A 14,517-nucleotide genomic window follows, 5' to 3' on the forward strand; every position below is an offset into this window, starting at 1 on the left:
CTGGCCAGCGCTCATCGGGCACGAGCGGGAATTGATTCACATATCAATCCACCGCGAACCCTCGCGGACCTCCTGGCGCCACTGTCCTTCAGTGACTCGCGTCCTGGCGGAGCACCTGGCGTTCGAGCTTGCCCATCGCGTTGCGCGGGAGTGCCTCCCGCCAGATGAAGCGCACCGGCTGTTTGAAACCGGCGAGGTCCCGCCGGCACCAGTCCGCGAGTGCGTCCACGTCCGGGCGCTCCTGACCGACACGCGGCACGAGGAAGGCCACGGGCACCTCGCCCCAGCGCGCGTCCGCGATGCCCACCACCGCGGCCTCCTGCACCGCCGGGTGGTTGATGAGCACGGCCTCGACCTCCGCGGGATAGACGTTCTCTCCACCGCGCAGGATGAGGTCGGTGCGGCGAGACAGCACGGTGAGGCGGCCTCGCGCATCGACCACGCCCAGGTCCTTCGTGTGCAGCCAGCCGTCGCGCAGCGCCTCGCGCGTGGCTTCGGGGCGACGCCAGTAGCCCGACATCACCGTGGGACCGCGCACCTGGATGTCCCCCTCCTCTCCGGGGCCACACGGCGCGCCCGACGGGCCGACGACGCGGACCTCGACCCCTGGCAACGCGGGGCCCGCCGTCCTGCCATCCGCATCGCCGGGGCGCTCCGTGGCGGCCTGGGAACACGACTCGGTGAGCCCATACGTCTGGAGCGCGACGAGCCCCACGGCCCGCGCCCGCTCCAACAGAGGCACCGGGACGGGGCCTCCACCGATCAACGCGACCTCGAAGGTGGAGGGCATCCGCCGCCCTCCCCGCGCATCCAGCACGCGCTCGAGCGTCGTCGCCACGAGGCTCGCGTGAGACACGGCCTCCTCGTCGAAGGCCCGATTGGCGGAGTCGACGTCGAAGCGCTCGTGCAGGACGAGGCAGCCGCCCTCGTACGCGGTGCGCGTCAACATCGACAACCCGCCGACGTGGAACAGCGGCAGCGTACCGAGCCAGCGCGGCGCGGGGTGGGTCCCCAGGTTCGCGGCGGAGGCCCGGCAGGAGGCGCGGAAGTTCCCCTCCGTCAGCACCGCGCCCTTCGGGCGCCCCGTCGTCCCACTCGTGAAGAGCACCACGCGCGGCGAGGACACCTCGAGCGCACCACAGGTGGCCGAGGTCGCGGACGACGCGAAGGCTTCGAGGGGTTCGGCGCGCGGGAACTTCTCGCGGAGCGACGCGAGCGCCAGCACCAGGGCCGGTTCGACGTCGTCGACGAGCGGGGCGAGCTCCGAGGCGGTGAGGCGCGCGTTGAGGGGCGCGAGCACCGCACCCAGGCGCCCCAGGGCCCAGAAGAGGAACACCGAGTCCGCGTGGTTCGTCGCCAGGAGCGCCACGCGCTGTCCCGAGGCGATGCCCCGGGCCTCCAGCGCCGCCACCCAGTGCCCCACCGCTTCATCCAGCTCGCGGTACGACCACGAGCGCCCCGCGAAGGTCAGCGCCTGCGCATCGGGGTGATGCGCGGCCCCTTCGCGGATGGGACACGACAGCGACGTCACACGACCACTCCTGGTTCCAGGCCCAGCCCGGAGGTCTCCGGGAGGCGGATGCGCCCGTGAACGGGCTTGTACTCATGCGCCTCGGGCTCCCGTGCGAAGAGGCGCCCCACCGCGAGCCCCGACGCGAGCGAACCCGAGGGCAAGGCCGCCGCGAGGTGCGCCGCCCCCGCCCGGGCCACGACGCCGTCGAGCGAGCTCGTCACGTACGCCTGCATGCCGAGCCGCGCCGCGCGCATCGCCACCACCAGCCCCGGGAGCAAGCCGCCCAGCACCATCGGCTTGAGCACCACCGCCCCCACCGCCGGGCCGCCGCCCAGCAGCGGGTCGACGGCGAGCAGCGCCCGCAGCGCGTCCGGCGAGCCGAGCGACTCGTCCGCCGCGATGATGCAAGGGGCGCGACGCTGCACCCGCCACAGGGCCGCGAGGTCGTCCGGCGCCGTCGGCTGCTCCACCAGCTCCAGGCCATACCAGCCCAGCTTGTCGAGCGCGCGCTTCGCGTCGGACTCGGACCAGCCGCCATTGGCGTCCAACCGCAGCTTCACGTCCGGCCCCACCGCCTCGCGCACCGCCTTCACGCGCTGCTCGTCGTCCTCGAGCGAACGGATGGCGACCTTCAGCTTCAGCGTGCCGAAGCCCTCGGCCACGGCCGCGCGCGCCTCCTGCGCGAGCGCCTGGGGTGACTCCGCGCCGAGCAGCGCGTTGACCACCACCTCCGGACGCGCCTCCTCCGCCAGCAGCCAGCACAAGGGCACGCCCTGGCGCCGGGCGAGCAGGTCGAGCAACGCGAGCTCCAGCGCGTGCTCCGCGGCCGGGACCGGGCCCGACGGCGCGGGGTGGCGCGAGCGGATGCGGACGCCCTCGCCCCGGGCCAGGGTGGGCGCGAACGGCGACAGGGTGTCCTCCACCGCGCGCACGCTGTCTCCCAGCGTCTCGCCCTTCAGCGAGCCCAGCCACGCCGCGAGCACCTCGCCGCAGAGCGCATGAGACTCCGTGCCGAACTCGGGCAGCGGCATCGCCTCGCCGAGCCCGATGCGGCCCTCCTCGTCCTCCAACCGCACGAGGAAACCCTCGCGCGCGGAGTAGGTACCGCGGGATGTCTTCAGGGGCTGGAGCAGCTCCAGCCGCAGCGGGGTCAGCGTCGCCTGGACGATGCGCATGGGCTCACATCATCTCAGGTACAGCCCCAGGCCGAACAGCACGCCGTAGAAAAGCTGGAACCGCGCCGTCCCCCCCAGCGCCGGGTTCAGGGCCGCGCCCTGCGCGCCCAGCACGAGCTTCAGCGGCGGCACCGCGAACGGCAGGCTCAGGAACGACAGGAAGACCCAGGGGCTCGCCATCTGGGTGAGGTACATCGCGACCGGCGTCAGGAACGACACCCCCAGCAGGGCCACGTACTCGGCCTTGCCCGCCGTCGTGCCGAAGCGCACCGCCAGGGTCCGCTTGCCCGCCTTCACGTCGGTGGTCACGTCGCGCAGGTTGTTGACGACGATGATCATCGTCCCGCTGGCGCCCACCGGCACGGCCGCCCACCACGCCGCCGGGTGCACCATGCCCGCCTGCACGTAGAAGGTGCCCGTCACGGCGACCAGCCCGAAGAAGATGAACACGAACAGGTCGCCCAGGCCGTTGTAGCCCAGCGGATAGGGGCCGCCGGTGTACGCGTAGCCACACAACAGCGACAACAGGCCGATGACGACGATGGGCCAGCCGCCCACCACCACGAGGTAGGCCCCCACCGCCGTGGCCAGCGCGAAGCACACCGCCGCGCCCGCCATCACCGTGGAGGGCGCGATGAGTCCGCTCTGTGTCACGCGCACGGGGCCGAGCCGCTCGTGCGTGTCCGCGCCCTTCTTGAAGTCGTAGTAGTCGTTGATGAAGTTGGTGCCGATCTGGATGAGCACCGCGCCCAGCAGCGCCGCCAGGGCGGGCAACAGGCGCCCCACGCCCAGGCCGAACGCGAGCGTCGTCCCCACCAGCACCGGCACCAGCGCCGCCGTCAACGTCTTCGGGCGCACCGCCATCAGCCACGTCTTCACCGTGGGCCGGGGCTTCGCTTCGGCGGTCGGGACTCCTGGGACGGACGTGCTCACGGGTTCACCCTCTCCGGAGCCGCCGGGGTGGCGGCCCCCTCGAACTGCGGCGCCTCGTACCAGGGCGTCTGGAGGAAGCCCAGCACCTCGCGTGCGTAGGCCTCCGGCGCCTCCAGGTGCGGCGCGTGCCCCGCGTCCGCGAACGAGTACCGCCACACCACGGGCAGCTCGGCCGCCATGCGGCGCGCGATGGTCGTGAACTTCTCGTCCCGCGTCCCGGTGAGCAGCAGCGTCGGCAGGCGCTGACGGTGCAGCTCCGGCCAGTAATCCGGCTGGGTCCCCGTGCCCATGCACTCCAGCGCCCCCGCGAGCCCCTCCACCGTGCACGCGCGGCGATTGGCGCGCAGCGCCGCCTGGCGCTCCTCGGGCATCGCCCGCAGCCCGTCGAACAGGGGCAGCGCCTCCCAACGCTCGACGAAGGCGTCCACGCCGTGCGTCCGGAGGAAGGTCGCGAGCTGGGCGTCCGACTCCCTGCGCTCCGCCCGCTCCTGACGGCGATGCAGGCCCGGAGAGCCACTCTCCATGATGAGCCGACCGAAGCGCTCGGGCGCGCGCACCGCCGCGGCCAGCGCCACCCGCGCGCCCTGCGAATAGCCCAACAGGTCCACGGGGCCCAGCCCCAGCGAGTCGACGAGGGCCACCAGCGCGTCCACCGTCTCGACGAAGCCCTCGCGCCCGGTGCGCTCGGGCAGCGGCGTGGCGCCATGGCCCGGCAGGTCCACGACGATGGCCTTCACCGCGGGCCCGAGCAACGGACGCAGGCCATCGAACGAGGTCCGATTGCCCGTGAAGCCGTGGAGCAGCACGAGCGGCCGGGAGCCGTCGCCCCACGTCTCGTACGCCAGCGTCACGCCCATGGTCCCTCCCCGATGGCGGTCGCCATCCGAGCGAAGAGCTGCCGGTGGTCATCCACGTTCGCGGCCCGGTCCACCTGCACCTCGACCACGTGCAGGCCCCCCTCGAGGCCTTCGCGCACCGCCGAGCGGAGCCCCGCGGGCGTCGTCGGCCGGTGGAACCGCGCGCCGCCCAGCGCCGCCGCATGCGACAGGTCCACGCCGTGCGGCGTGCCGAACAGCGCCTCGAACTCGTCCTGCTTCGCCACCTGCGCGATGGGCAGGAACGAGAAGATGCCGCCCCCATCGTTGTTCACCACGACGACGGTGAGGGGCACGCGCGAGCGCGCCGCCGTGACGAAGGCGCCGACGTCGTGCAGCAACGCCAGGTCCCCCGTGAGCAACACCGTGGGACGTCCCGCCGACGCCGCGACCCCGAGCGCGCTGGACACGATGCCGTCGATGCCGTTGGCGCCGCGGTTCGCCAGCACCCGCAGCGGCACCGGCCCCGCGGGCGCGAACGCGTCCACGTCCCGGATGGGCATGCTGCTGGACACGAACAGCGGAGAACCCGACGGCAGCGCGGCCACCACCTCGCGCGCGATGCGCGGCTCGCTGAGGTGGTCCGGGCGCTCCGCGAACGCGGCTTCCAGGGCGCCTCGCGCCAACCGCTCCGCCACGAGGAACGCCTGGGGCCACTTCCCCGCCGCGCCACGGGACAGCCCCTTCGCGAGCGACTCACACGCCGCCACGGACGAGCCCTCCACCACCGTGGCCGCGCGATGCCCCGGGTCGAACAGGCCGCCCTCGTCACTGAAGAGGACCACCTCCGCGCCCGACGCATCCAGCCACTGCTGGGGAGCCTTCGGCGTGAGCCCGCCCCCGAAGCGCAGCACCAGCTCCGGCCTGTGCGACTTCGCGAAGGGGGCATGCCGCAACACCGCGTCGTAGTACGACAGCGTGAGCGGACCACCGCCGTAGCGCGCCTGGGAGACCGACTCGGCCAGCACCGGGTAGCCCGTCGCCAGGGACAACGCGGCGATGGCCTCGCCGAAGCCGTCGACCTCGTCGCGCGGACCACACACGATGACACCCCGCTCGGTGGAGGCGATGCGCCGCCGCACGGCCTCCAGCACCGCCGGGTCCGGCACCGGCACCGGGGGGACGATGTGCGTGAGGGGCGCGCCCGGACGCCCCGCCTTCACCAGCGCGGACAGCCGCTCCTCACCGAAGGGCTCGGCCACGGGGGCCAGCGGCTCGCGGAACGGGACGTTGAGCTGCACGGCCCCTCGGGGCGCGCGCTTCGCCGTCGCCACCGCGCGCGCCGCCGTGGCGCGCAGGTGCATCAGGGCGACCTCGCTCGCCTCGGCCAGGCCCAGGTCCGCGAAGTAGCGCGCGTGCTCACCATAGAAGCGCGCCTGGGGCACCGTCTGCGCGGCCCCCCAGCCCTGCAGCTCCAGCGGACGGTCCGCCGTCAGCACGATGAGCGGGACGTGCGACAGCGAGGCCTCGATGACGGCCGGATAGAAATGGGCTCCCGCCGTGCCGCTGGTGGCGACCAGCACCACCGGCGTGCGCGAGTGCTTCGCCAGCCCGAGCGCGAAGAAGCCCGCGCCTCGCTCGTCGATGACGGACCAGGTGCGCAGCCCCTCCATGCGCGCGCACGCGAGCGCGAGCGGCGACGAGCGGGAACCCGGGCACACCACGGCGTGGCGCACGCCACCGCGCACCAGCTCCTCGAGGAGCGCGCGCGCCCACAACACGTTGACGTTAACGTCGGCCGACATCCCCGCCTCCCAGCGCCCGCAACATGGCCAGACTCTTCATCTCCGTCTCCCGCCACTCCGCCTCCGCGATGGAGCCGGCCACGATTCCGCATCCCACGAACAGCCTCGCTCGCGCGCCCCGCACCAGCGCGGAGCGCAGCGCCACGACCAGATGAACCCGGCGGGGCCCCACCCACCCGACCGGCCCCGCGTACCACCCACGGTCCAACCCCTCGTGCTCCACCAGGAAGGCCAGCGCGCGCTCACGGGGCGTCCCGCCCACCGCCGGCGTGGGGTGCAACGCCCCCACCACCTGCGCCGCCGTCACGCCCTCCCGCAGCTCCGCGCGGATGCCCGTGCGCAGGTGCACCACGTTCTTCAGCGCCAGGAGCCGAGGCTCCGCGTCGGCCTTCACGTCCGAGGCCAGCGTGCGCAGCGTCGCGAGGATGTAGCGCACCACCGCCTCGTGCTCGCGCACGTCCTTGTCCTGCCCTCGCAACCCCTCGGCCAGTTGAGGAGCCGCCGTTCCCGCCAGCGCCTCCGTCTCCAGCACGCGGCCCTCCACCCGACACAGCGTCTCCGGCGTCGCGCCCACGAAGCACGCCCCGTCCGGCGCCCGGAACAAGAAGGTCGCGCAGCGCGGGTTCTGCTCGCGCAGCCTCGCCAGCACGTCCACCACGTCGAAGGACTCGGGCGCCTGCGCGTCGAGCGCCCGCGCCAGCACCACCTTCTGGAGGCTCCCCGCGGCGATGGCCTCCACCGCCCGGTCCACCCGCGACTCGAACTCCTCCCGGGACGACGCGAGCGACAACGCCACGGCGTCTCCGCGCGCGTGCCGATAGGCGCTCGGGAAGCACGCGCGCACCCGCTCCAGCCGCGAGCGCACCGCGTCCTCCCCGCCTTGGGACTCCGGAGCGAACGCCGCCGCCAGCAGCTGGCCCCCGGCGCGCCAGACCAGCACCTCCGGGAGCGTCCACCGGGAGACGCCGTGCGACGCCCAGTCCCCGTCCGGTCGCCCCGTGGCGCCGAAACGGACACCGCCGAACCAGGGCCCCGGCATCGACGCGGGGACATCCCCCAACCAGCGCAAGGGGAGCTCGCTCAACGACGCGAGCACCGCGGGCACCTGCCCGGGCTCCGAGGCCACCCGCACCGCCGCCTCGCCCCAACCCGCCGCGGCCTCCTGCTCCAGGGGACGCTCCCAGTAGACCGACGGGACGCCCAGGGCCTCCGCCCCGGAGAGCGGATCCACCGCCGCCAGGGGCATCACTCCTGCCACCCAGCGCTGGCTCTCAACGGGATTGAGCGTCTTCATCAGCGGTCCTCATCCGCGACTGCCCTGCCACCACCTTCGGTTGTCTTCTAAGCCATCTCGGCTATACATGCACCAAGGAGTTCAAAACCTCTTGAACTCGATGAACAGGAGAGGCCGTGGGAGGCAAGCAGCCAGACGAAGCGACGCCGGCGGTGTCCGGGAAGGACACGGGTGCGCGCCGGGTGCTGCGAGCCTTCCGGCCCGAGGGCACGCGCGTCCGCGCGGGTGAGGTGGAGGTCGGCGGTCCGGGCTTCGTGGTGATGGCGGGCCCGTGCGCGGTGGAGGGGACGGACCAGGTGGAGAAGACCGCCGCGGCCGTGGCGGCCGCTGGAGCCCATGTATTGAGGGGCGGCGTATTCAAGCCTCGCACCAGTCCCTACGCGTTCCAGGGGATGGGCGAGCCGGGGCTGCACCTGCTGGCGGAGGCGGGGCGCAAGCACGGCCTGCCGGTCATCAGTGAAGTGATGGACTCCGCGCAGATTCCCTTCATGGCGGAGGCGGCGGACATCCTCCAGGTGGGCGCGCGCAACATGCAGAACTTCTCGCTGCTGCGCGCGCTCGGAAAGGTGCGCCGGCCCGTGCTGCTCAAGCGCGGGCTGTCGGCCACGCTCCAGGAGTGGCTGCTGGCGGCGGAGTACATCCTCGAGGGCGGCAACGAGCAGGTGATGCTCTGTGAGCGGGGCATCCGCACCTTCGAGACGGAGATGCGCAACACGCTGGACCTGGCGGCGGTGGCCTGGGCCAAGCAGCGCACCCACCTGCCCGTCATCGTGGACCCGTCCCACGCGACGGGACACCCGGACCTCATCCTGCCCATGTCCCTGGCGGCGGCCGCCGCGGGGGCGGACGGGCTGCTCATCGAGGTCCACCCGCGCCCGGAGCAGGCCCTGTGTGACGGAAACCAGGCCCTGACGCCGGAGCGCTTCCAATCCTTGATGCAGCGGCTGTCACCCGTGCTAGACGCGGTGGGCCGACACCTTTGGCGGCCGGACAGCCCGGCCCAGGTCGTGAGGGCGCGATGAGCACTGAAGTCCGTCAGATGTTCTCCTCCATCGCCACGCGGTACGACGTGACGAACGAGGTCCTCTCGTTCGGCATCCACCGCCTGTGGCGGCGGACGGCCGTGCGGCTCAGCCAGGCCAAGGCGGGTGACCGCGTCCTGGACTGCGCCTCCGGCACGGGCGACCTGGCCATGGTGTTCAAGCGCAAGGTGGGCGACACCGGGCACGTGACGGGCACCGACTTCTGCCCGGAGATGCTGGAGAGCGCCCCCGCGAAGGCGGCGAAGGCGGGCCTCCAGGTGAACTTCCAGGTGGCGGACGCGATGGCCCTGCCCTTCGCGGACAACAGCTTCGACGTGGCGTCCATCGCCTTCGGCATCCGCAACGTGGACGACCCGGTGCAGTGCCTGCGGGAGATGGGGCGCGTGGTGCGCCCCGGCGGCCACGTGGTGGTGCTGGAGTTCGGCCAGCCCGAGGGCATGTTCGGCGCGCTGTTCCGCTTCTACAGCAAGACCATCATGCCCGCCGTGGGCGGTCTGCTCACCGGCAACCGCGCCGCCTACGAGTACCTGCCGCGCACCTCCGCGGCCTTCCCCGCCGGCGACAAGTTCCTGTCGCTGATGGACCAGTCCGGAGCGTACGCGGAGCGCAGCGCCCATCCGCTGACGTTCGGCACCGCGCACGTGTATGTCGGCACCGTCCGCTGAGCGGCGCAGTCACCTCGTCGAGCATGTCCTCACCTCGGTGGATCCCCGGCTCGCGCCGGCACTGAGGGAAGCCCTCGCGCGGCCGGGTCCGGTCGCGCGCCCCGCCGCGGGTCAGACGGTGGTCCTCTGCGGCCACCGCAGCGCCGGCAAGTCCACGCTGCTGCCCCGGGTGGCGGCCCTGCTCGGACGGGAGGGCGTGGACCTGGATCACCACCTGGAGCGCCTCCACGGCCGGCCCCTGCGCACCTGGGTGGCCGAGTCCCCCACCGAGTTCCGCGCCGCCGAGCGCCGCGCGCTGGTGGACCTGCCCCCCGGCTCGCTGGTCGCGGTGGGCGGCGGCTTCCTCTCGCATCATCCGGACGCGCTCGCGGGGGCCTTCACCCTGCTGATTCCGGTGACGTTCGAGACGTATCGGGATCGCCTGCTCGTGGACCGGACGCGCCCTCGCCTGCGCCCCGAGGTCTCCCTCGAGGAGGAGATCGCCTCCATCTTCCATGAACGCGAGGCGCTCCACGCCCGCGTCCCCACCGTGGCCCTGGTCGACTTCCTCCGGGGCTGCCTCACCCACGAGGAGCCCCCGTGACGCCCGCCCGGCGTGTCGTGACCCTGCCTCCCACCCTCCTCGGCGGCGACGCCGTGGCCTTCGCGCGGGAGTGTCAGCGCCGAGGCGCCGAAGTGCTGGAGATCCGCACGGACCTGCACGCCGCCGACGCCGTCGACCCGGCCGCGCTCGCCCAGGTGCTGCCGCTGCTCGTCTCGGAGCGGGGCAAGCCCCTCCCCCCCGCCTGGGTCGCCGCCGCGTGGCGCGTGGACCAGGACCTGATGGACGCCACCGGCGAGCGGCGCGATTCGCTCGACGCGCCCGCCGGCAAGCTGCTCGCCTCGCACCACGCGGACCGGCCGCTGAGCACCCACGAGGCCCTGGCCCTGTGGGAGCGTCCGTTGCCCACCGACGCGCTGGTGAAGCACGTGGAGCCCATGAGCGAGCCGGCCCACCTCGGCACCCTCCTGGAGACCCAGCGCGCGCTGACGGCGCGCTTCGGCGCGACGCGCGTCACGGTGCTGGGCATGGGCGCGGTGGCCCTGCCCGCTCGCGCCGTGCTCGCCCGGAACAACGTGCTGGACTACGTGGCCGCGGGCGGCTCGTGGGCGGCGGCCCCCGGCCAGCGCCTGCTCGACGACGTCGTGCGCGAGTGGAAGGGCGCGGATCGCCTCACCCTCCCCGCCCCCCTGCGGCTCGGCATCCTGGGCACCGCCATCACCCACTCGCGCTCGCCGCGCCTCCACCGCCAGCCCTTCGACCGCATCGACATCCCCGAGGCCGGCCCGGTCGAGGCGCTCGTGGACTCGCTCCTCACCGAGTACGCCGGCTTCGCCGTCACCAGCCCCTTCAAGATGCGGCTGGCCCGGCACACCGGCTCGCCCCTCGACGCCATCAACACCCTCGTCCGCCGGGGCTCCCGGTGGGAGTCCTTCAACACCGACACCGAGGGCGCCCGGAAGGTCCTGGAGCGCCTGGGCGCCCGGGACGTCTTCGTCCTGGGCGACGGGGGCGCGACCTCCGCCCTGCGCACCGTGGCCGCCGAGCGGGGACAGGCCCTGCGGGTCCTCCGCCGCGCCGACATCCAGGGACCGCTGGAGGGCGCGGGCGTCTGGACGTGGCCCGAGCGGGTGCCACCACCGGATTCCCTGCGATTCGAGCGAGCACGCGTGGCGGTGATCGCGTACGGTGCGCCCGGACGACGCATCGCGGCGGAGATTTCGCGGCGCGGCGGTACCCCGGTCCTGTTGGGCGCGGCGTGGTTCGTCGCGCAGGCCCGGCGGCAGCGACAGCTTTGGGAGACAGCGACATGAACACCTTCGGCACCCTGTTCCGCTTGACGACCTTCGGTGAGAGCCACGGCCCCGCGCTCGGCGCGGTGGTGGATGGCTGCCCGGCGGGGGTGCCCCTGACGCGCGAGCGCATCCAGGCCGCGCTCGACCGTCGTCGCCCGGGGCAGTCGTCGCTCGTCACGCCCCGCAACGAGCCGGACCAGGTGGAGATCCTCTCCGGCGTCTTCGAGGACAAGACGCTGGGCACGCCCATCGCCGCCATCGTGCGCAACACGAACCAGCGCTCCGGCGACTACGAGCAGCTCAAGCAGGTGGACCGGCCCGGCCACGCGGACGCCGTCTGGCGCGAGCGCTACAAGCACCGCGACCACCGGGGCGGCGGCCGCACCAGCGGGCGCGAGACGCTCTGCCGCGTCATCGGCGGCACCATCGCCGAGGCGTACCTGGAGCGGGACCTGCCCACGGTGCGCACCGTCGCGTACGTGTCCCAGGTGGGGGACCTCGTGGCCTCCGTCCCCGCGCCCGGGCTCACCCGCGCCATGGTGGACGCGCACCCCACGCGCTGCCCGGACGTCGCCGTGCGCGAGGAGATGGCGGCGCGCATCCTCGCGGCGAAGGAGGCCGGCGACAGCCTGGGCGGCTCCATCGACGTGCGCGTGGAGGGCCTGCCCGTGGGACTGGGCGAACCCATCTTCGGGAAGATCAAGGCGCTCATCGCCCAGGCGCTCGGCAGCGTCGGCGCGATCACCGGCGTCGTGTGGGGCCCGCCGGATCTGCTCGAGCGCATCAGCCAGCCCGGCACCCGCTTCCACTCCGTGAAGGATGTCTACGGCGGCATCCAGGGCGGGCTCACCAACGGCGAGCCCCTCCAGGTCCGCGCCTTCTTCAAACCCCCAGCGACGCTGGCGGACCACGCGAAGGGTGGCCGTCACGACCCGTGCATCATGCCCCGCGCCGTCCCGGTGCTGGAGTCCATGGTGTCCCTGGTCATCGCAGACCTCGTCCAACAGATGAACGCACGCCCGAACACCCTATGAGCCAGACTCCTCCCGGCGCCTACCGTCCTCCGAACGACCGCTGGGGCCCGTTTCCTCGTCTCGCGAAGCGCCTGCCCGAGGGCAGCGTCGCCGTCGTCGACCGCACCGTCGCCCGGCTCCACCCGGGCCTGATTCCCGCGCTGGAGGCCCGCTCGCCGCGCGCCATCGTCCAGTTGGTGGGCGGTGAGAGCGCCAAGACGTTCCAGGCGCTGGAGAAGGTCCTCGCCGCGGGGCTGTCCCTGCCCCGCTCCGGCACGCTCGTCGCCGTGGGTGGCGGCACCGTGGGCGACGTGTCCACCGTGGCCGCGCACCTGCTCAAGCGCGGCGTCCGGCTGGTCCAGGTGCCCACCACGCTGCTGGCCGCGGTGGACAGCAGCCTCGGCGGCAAGGGCGCGGTGGACCTCACGGTGAAGGGCCGCGTGGTGAAGAACCCCGCGGGCGTCTTCCACTACGCCGAGGAGGGGTGGATCTGCCCGGAGCTGTTCGCGTCCCTGTCGCCCACGCAGGTGCGGGAGGGGTCGCTCGAGGCGTGGAAGATGGTCATCAGCCTCGACGCCCGCCGCTTCCGCGCGTACGTGCGCAAGGCGCCGTCGCTGGAGAAGCTGGTGAAGGACGCGCGCGCCCTCAAGGAGGGCGTCTGCTCGCGGGACCCGTACGAGCACACCGGCCTGCGCCGCGTGCTCAACTTCGGCCACACCTTCGGCCACGTGCTGGAGAGCGTGTCGCGCTTCAAGCTGTCGCACGGCGACGCGGTGGGGCTGGGCATCCTCCTGGCGCTCGACGTGGGCCGGACGCTGGGCGTCACGCCGGAGCCCGTCGCCGCCACCGTCGAGTCCGCGCTCCTCCAGGGCCCGGGCGTGCTCGGCCGCGAGCGCGTGGCCGGCCTGCTGGGGAAGTCCTCGCTGAAGGACGTGGCCACGCTGCTCGACGCCGACAAGAAGGCGGGCGCGAAGGGTGAGCTGCGCATGGTGCTCCTGACGGCCATCGGCGCGACCGAGGTCCGCGACGTGGAGGCCACGACGTGGCGCGGGCTGTGGCCCTCCTGGACGAAGGGGGTGCGCCCGTGAGCGAGAGCACCCGCCGCGTCCTCGTGGACCCCAGCGGCCTGCGCGCCTCCGCCCTCACCCCGCCCGTCTCCAAGTCGGACGCGCAGCGGGCGCTGGTGCTGGGACACCTCACCGGGGCCTGGCCCCTGCCCTCCGTCCAGGCCGAGGCCGACGAGGACCTCCCCGCCGACGTGCGCGTGCTGCGCCGGGGCGTGGAGGCCCTGCGGCTGCCGGCGGGGCCCGTGCGCGACGTGGACTGCGCCGACGGCGGCGCCCCCTTCCGCATCCTCGCCACCCAGGTCGCGGTGACGCCCGGCGCCCACGTGCGGCTGACCGGCACGCCGCGCCTGGGGGAGCGCCCCCACGGTCCGCTCTTCACCGCCCTGCGCGACGCGCTCGGCGCCGCGGGGCTCACCCTCGTCGAGGGCACGCCGTGGCCCGTGGAGCTGAAGGCCCCCACGGACACGTCGTCCATGACGTCCGCCTTCCGCGTGCCGGGCGCCCAGAGCAGCCAGTACGCCTCCAGCCTCCTGCTGGGCTGCGCCGCGCTCTTCCTGCGCGAGCGCCGCGCCTGGAGCGTGGACATCGAGGGGACGCTGACCAGCGCCGGCTACCTGGAGCTCACGGTGTCGTGGCTGCGACGCTTCGGCTTCGACATCCAGGAGTCGCCCTCCCGCTACACCGTGGCCGGCTACACCGCGCCCCCCAGCGTCCCGGCCCTGCCGGGGGACTGGTCGTCGCTGGGCTACCTCCTGCTCATCGCCTGGAAGGCCCAGGGCGCGGTGGAGCGGGCGGACCCGGACAGCGCCCACCCGGACCAGGCCATCCTCCGGCTCATCGAGCAGGTGGGCCTGCGGGCGGTCCCCGAGGGCCCCGCGCACACGATGAAGGTGCAGGGGCGGCTGTCCGGGGGCCTGCGGGCTTCCGGGACGGAGTGCCCCGACCTGCTCCCCACCCTGGCGGCGCTCGCGTGCGTGCTGCCCGCCCCGTCCACGCTGACGGAGGTGGGCATCCTCCGGGTCAAGGAGAGCGACCGGCTCGAGGGCATCCGCACCCTCGTGGCGGCCTACGGGGGCACCACGGACCTCCAGGGAGAGGTCCTGCGCATCCAGCCCCCCGCCGCCCCGCCGCCCCGGTTCGAGATGGACAGCCGGGGGGACCACCGGCTGGCGATGACGGCCGCCACCCTGAGTGTCCTGTCCGGGACGCCCCTGGTCCTCACCGGCCCCGAATGTGTCGAGAAGAGTTTTCCGGGCTTCTGGCGCCAATTGTCCCGCGCGGGCGTCCGAATTTCCGAGCACCCGTAGGAAGCATCAGTGTCGCCCCTGCTGACTTATCGTTCTTTTTTGTTGAAAGCG

Annotated in this window: 13 protein-coding genes; 7 read left to right on the forward strand and 6 right to left on the reverse strand. The window is 73.4% G+C overall.

The genetic code is table 11. From position 1 onward, the window contains the following. Positions 1 to 88: 88 nt before the first annotated feature. From menE to LZ198_RS11940, 6 genes are read right to left on the reverse strand one after another with little or no spacing between them, the layout of a single operon-like run. A complete protein-coding gene (menE, locus tag LZ198_RS11915; protein ID WP_253972038.1) occupies positions 89 to 1,531 on the reverse strand; it encodes an o-succinylbenzoate--CoA ligase in 1,443 nt (480 codons plus the stop codon). Further along, entirely contained in the window at positions 1,528 to 2,688 is a 1,161-nt protein-coding gene (locus LZ198_RS11920) for a mandelate racemase/muconate lactonizing enzyme family protein (protein WP_253972039.1), read from the reverse strand. The genes menE and LZ198_RS11920 overlap by 4 nt, the downstream gene beginning before the upstream one ends. 9 nt (positions 2,689 to 2,697) lie before the next feature. Beyond that, positions 2,698 to 3,621, reverse strand: a complete 924-nt coding sequence (locus tag LZ198_RS11925; protein ID WP_323382427.1) for a 1,4-dihydroxy-2-naphthoate polyprenyltransferase — start codon at positions 3,619 to 3,621, stop codon at positions 2,698 to 2,700. Beyond that, on the reverse strand, positions 3,618 to 4,478 hold the full coding sequence (gene menH / locus LZ198_RS11930; RefSeq protein WP_253972040.1) for a 2-succinyl-6-hydroxy-2,4-cyclohexadiene-1-carboxylate synthase: 861 nt from the start codon (positions 4,476 to 4,478) through the stop codon (positions 3,618 to 3,620). The genes LZ198_RS11925 and menH overlap by 4 nt, the downstream gene beginning before the upstream one ends. Then, positions 4,469 to 6,241: a 2-succinyl-5-enolpyruvyl-6-hydroxy-3-cyclohexene-1-carboxylic-acid synthase gene (menD, locus tag LZ198_RS11935; protein WP_253972041.1), complete on the reverse strand. Its 1,773-nt coding sequence runs from the start codon at positions 6,239 to 6,241 to the stop codon at positions 4,469 to 4,471. The genes menH and menD overlap by 10 nt, the downstream gene beginning before the upstream one ends. Next, entirely contained in the window at positions 6,225 to 7,535 is a 1,311-nt protein-coding gene (locus tag LZ198_RS11940) for an isochorismate synthase (RefSeq protein ID WP_253972042.1), read from the reverse strand. Before LZ198_RS11940 ends, menD begins: the two co-directional genes overlap by 17 nt. A gap of 116 nt (positions 7,536 to 7,651) precedes the next feature. On the opposite strand from LZ198_RS11940, the gene aroF reads away from it, so the two are divergent. From aroF to LZ198_RS11975, 7 genes are read left to right on the forward strand one after another with little or no spacing between them, the layout of a single operon-like run. Next, positions 7,652 to 8,557 (forward strand): 3-deoxy-7-phosphoheptulonate synthase, encoded by a 906-nt coding sequence (gene aroF / locus LZ198_RS11945; protein WP_253972043.1) that lies wholly within the window; start codon positions 7,652 to 7,654, stop codon positions 8,555 to 8,557. Next, positions 8,554 to 9,243, forward strand: a complete 690-nt coding sequence (gene ubiE / locus LZ198_RS11950; protein ID WP_253972044.1) for a bifunctional demethylmenaquinone methyltransferase/2-methoxy-6-polyprenyl-1,4-benzoquinol methylase UbiE — start codon at positions 8,554 to 8,556, stop codon at positions 9,241 to 9,243. Before aroF ends, ubiE begins: the two co-directional genes overlap by 4 nt. Before the next feature lie 37 nt (positions 9,244 to 9,280). Beyond that, on the forward strand, positions 9,281 to 9,826 hold the full coding sequence (locus LZ198_RS11955) for a shikimate kinase (RefSeq protein ID WP_253972045.1): 546 nt from the start codon (positions 9,281 to 9,283) through the stop codon (positions 9,824 to 9,826). Further along, positions 9,823 to 11,097: a shikimate dehydrogenase gene (locus LZ198_RS11960; protein ID WP_253972046.1), complete on the forward strand. Its 1,275-nt coding sequence runs from the start codon at positions 9,823 to 9,825 to the stop codon at positions 11,095 to 11,097. Before LZ198_RS11955 ends, LZ198_RS11960 begins: the two co-directional genes overlap by 4 nt. Beyond that, on the forward strand, positions 11,094 to 12,113 hold the full coding sequence (gene aroC, locus LZ198_RS11965; RefSeq protein ID WP_253972047.1) for a chorismate synthase: 1,020 nt from the start codon (positions 11,094 to 11,096) through the stop codon (positions 12,111 to 12,113). Before LZ198_RS11960 ends, aroC begins: the two co-directional genes overlap by 4 nt. Continuing rightward, positions 12,110 to 13,180, forward strand: coding sequence for a 3-dehydroquinate synthase (locus tag LZ198_RS11970; RefSeq protein WP_253972048.1), 1,071 nt, complete (start codon positions 12,110 to 12,112; stop codon positions 13,178 to 13,180). The genes aroC and LZ198_RS11970 overlap by 4 nt, the downstream gene beginning before the upstream one ends. Then, positions 13,177 to 14,466 (forward strand): 3-phosphoshikimate 1-carboxyvinyltransferase, encoded by a 1,290-nt coding sequence (locus LZ198_RS11975; RefSeq protein ID WP_253972049.1) that lies wholly within the window; start codon positions 13,177 to 13,179, stop codon positions 14,464 to 14,466. Before LZ198_RS11970 ends, LZ198_RS11975 begins: the two co-directional genes overlap by 4 nt. The last annotated feature ends 51 nt before the right edge of the window (positions 14,467 to 14,517 follow it).

This window comes from Myxococcus dinghuensis (assembly GCF_024198235.1).
Lineage (GTDB): Bacteria > Myxococcota > Myxococcia > Myxococcales > Myxococcaceae > Myxococcus > Myxococcus dinghuensis.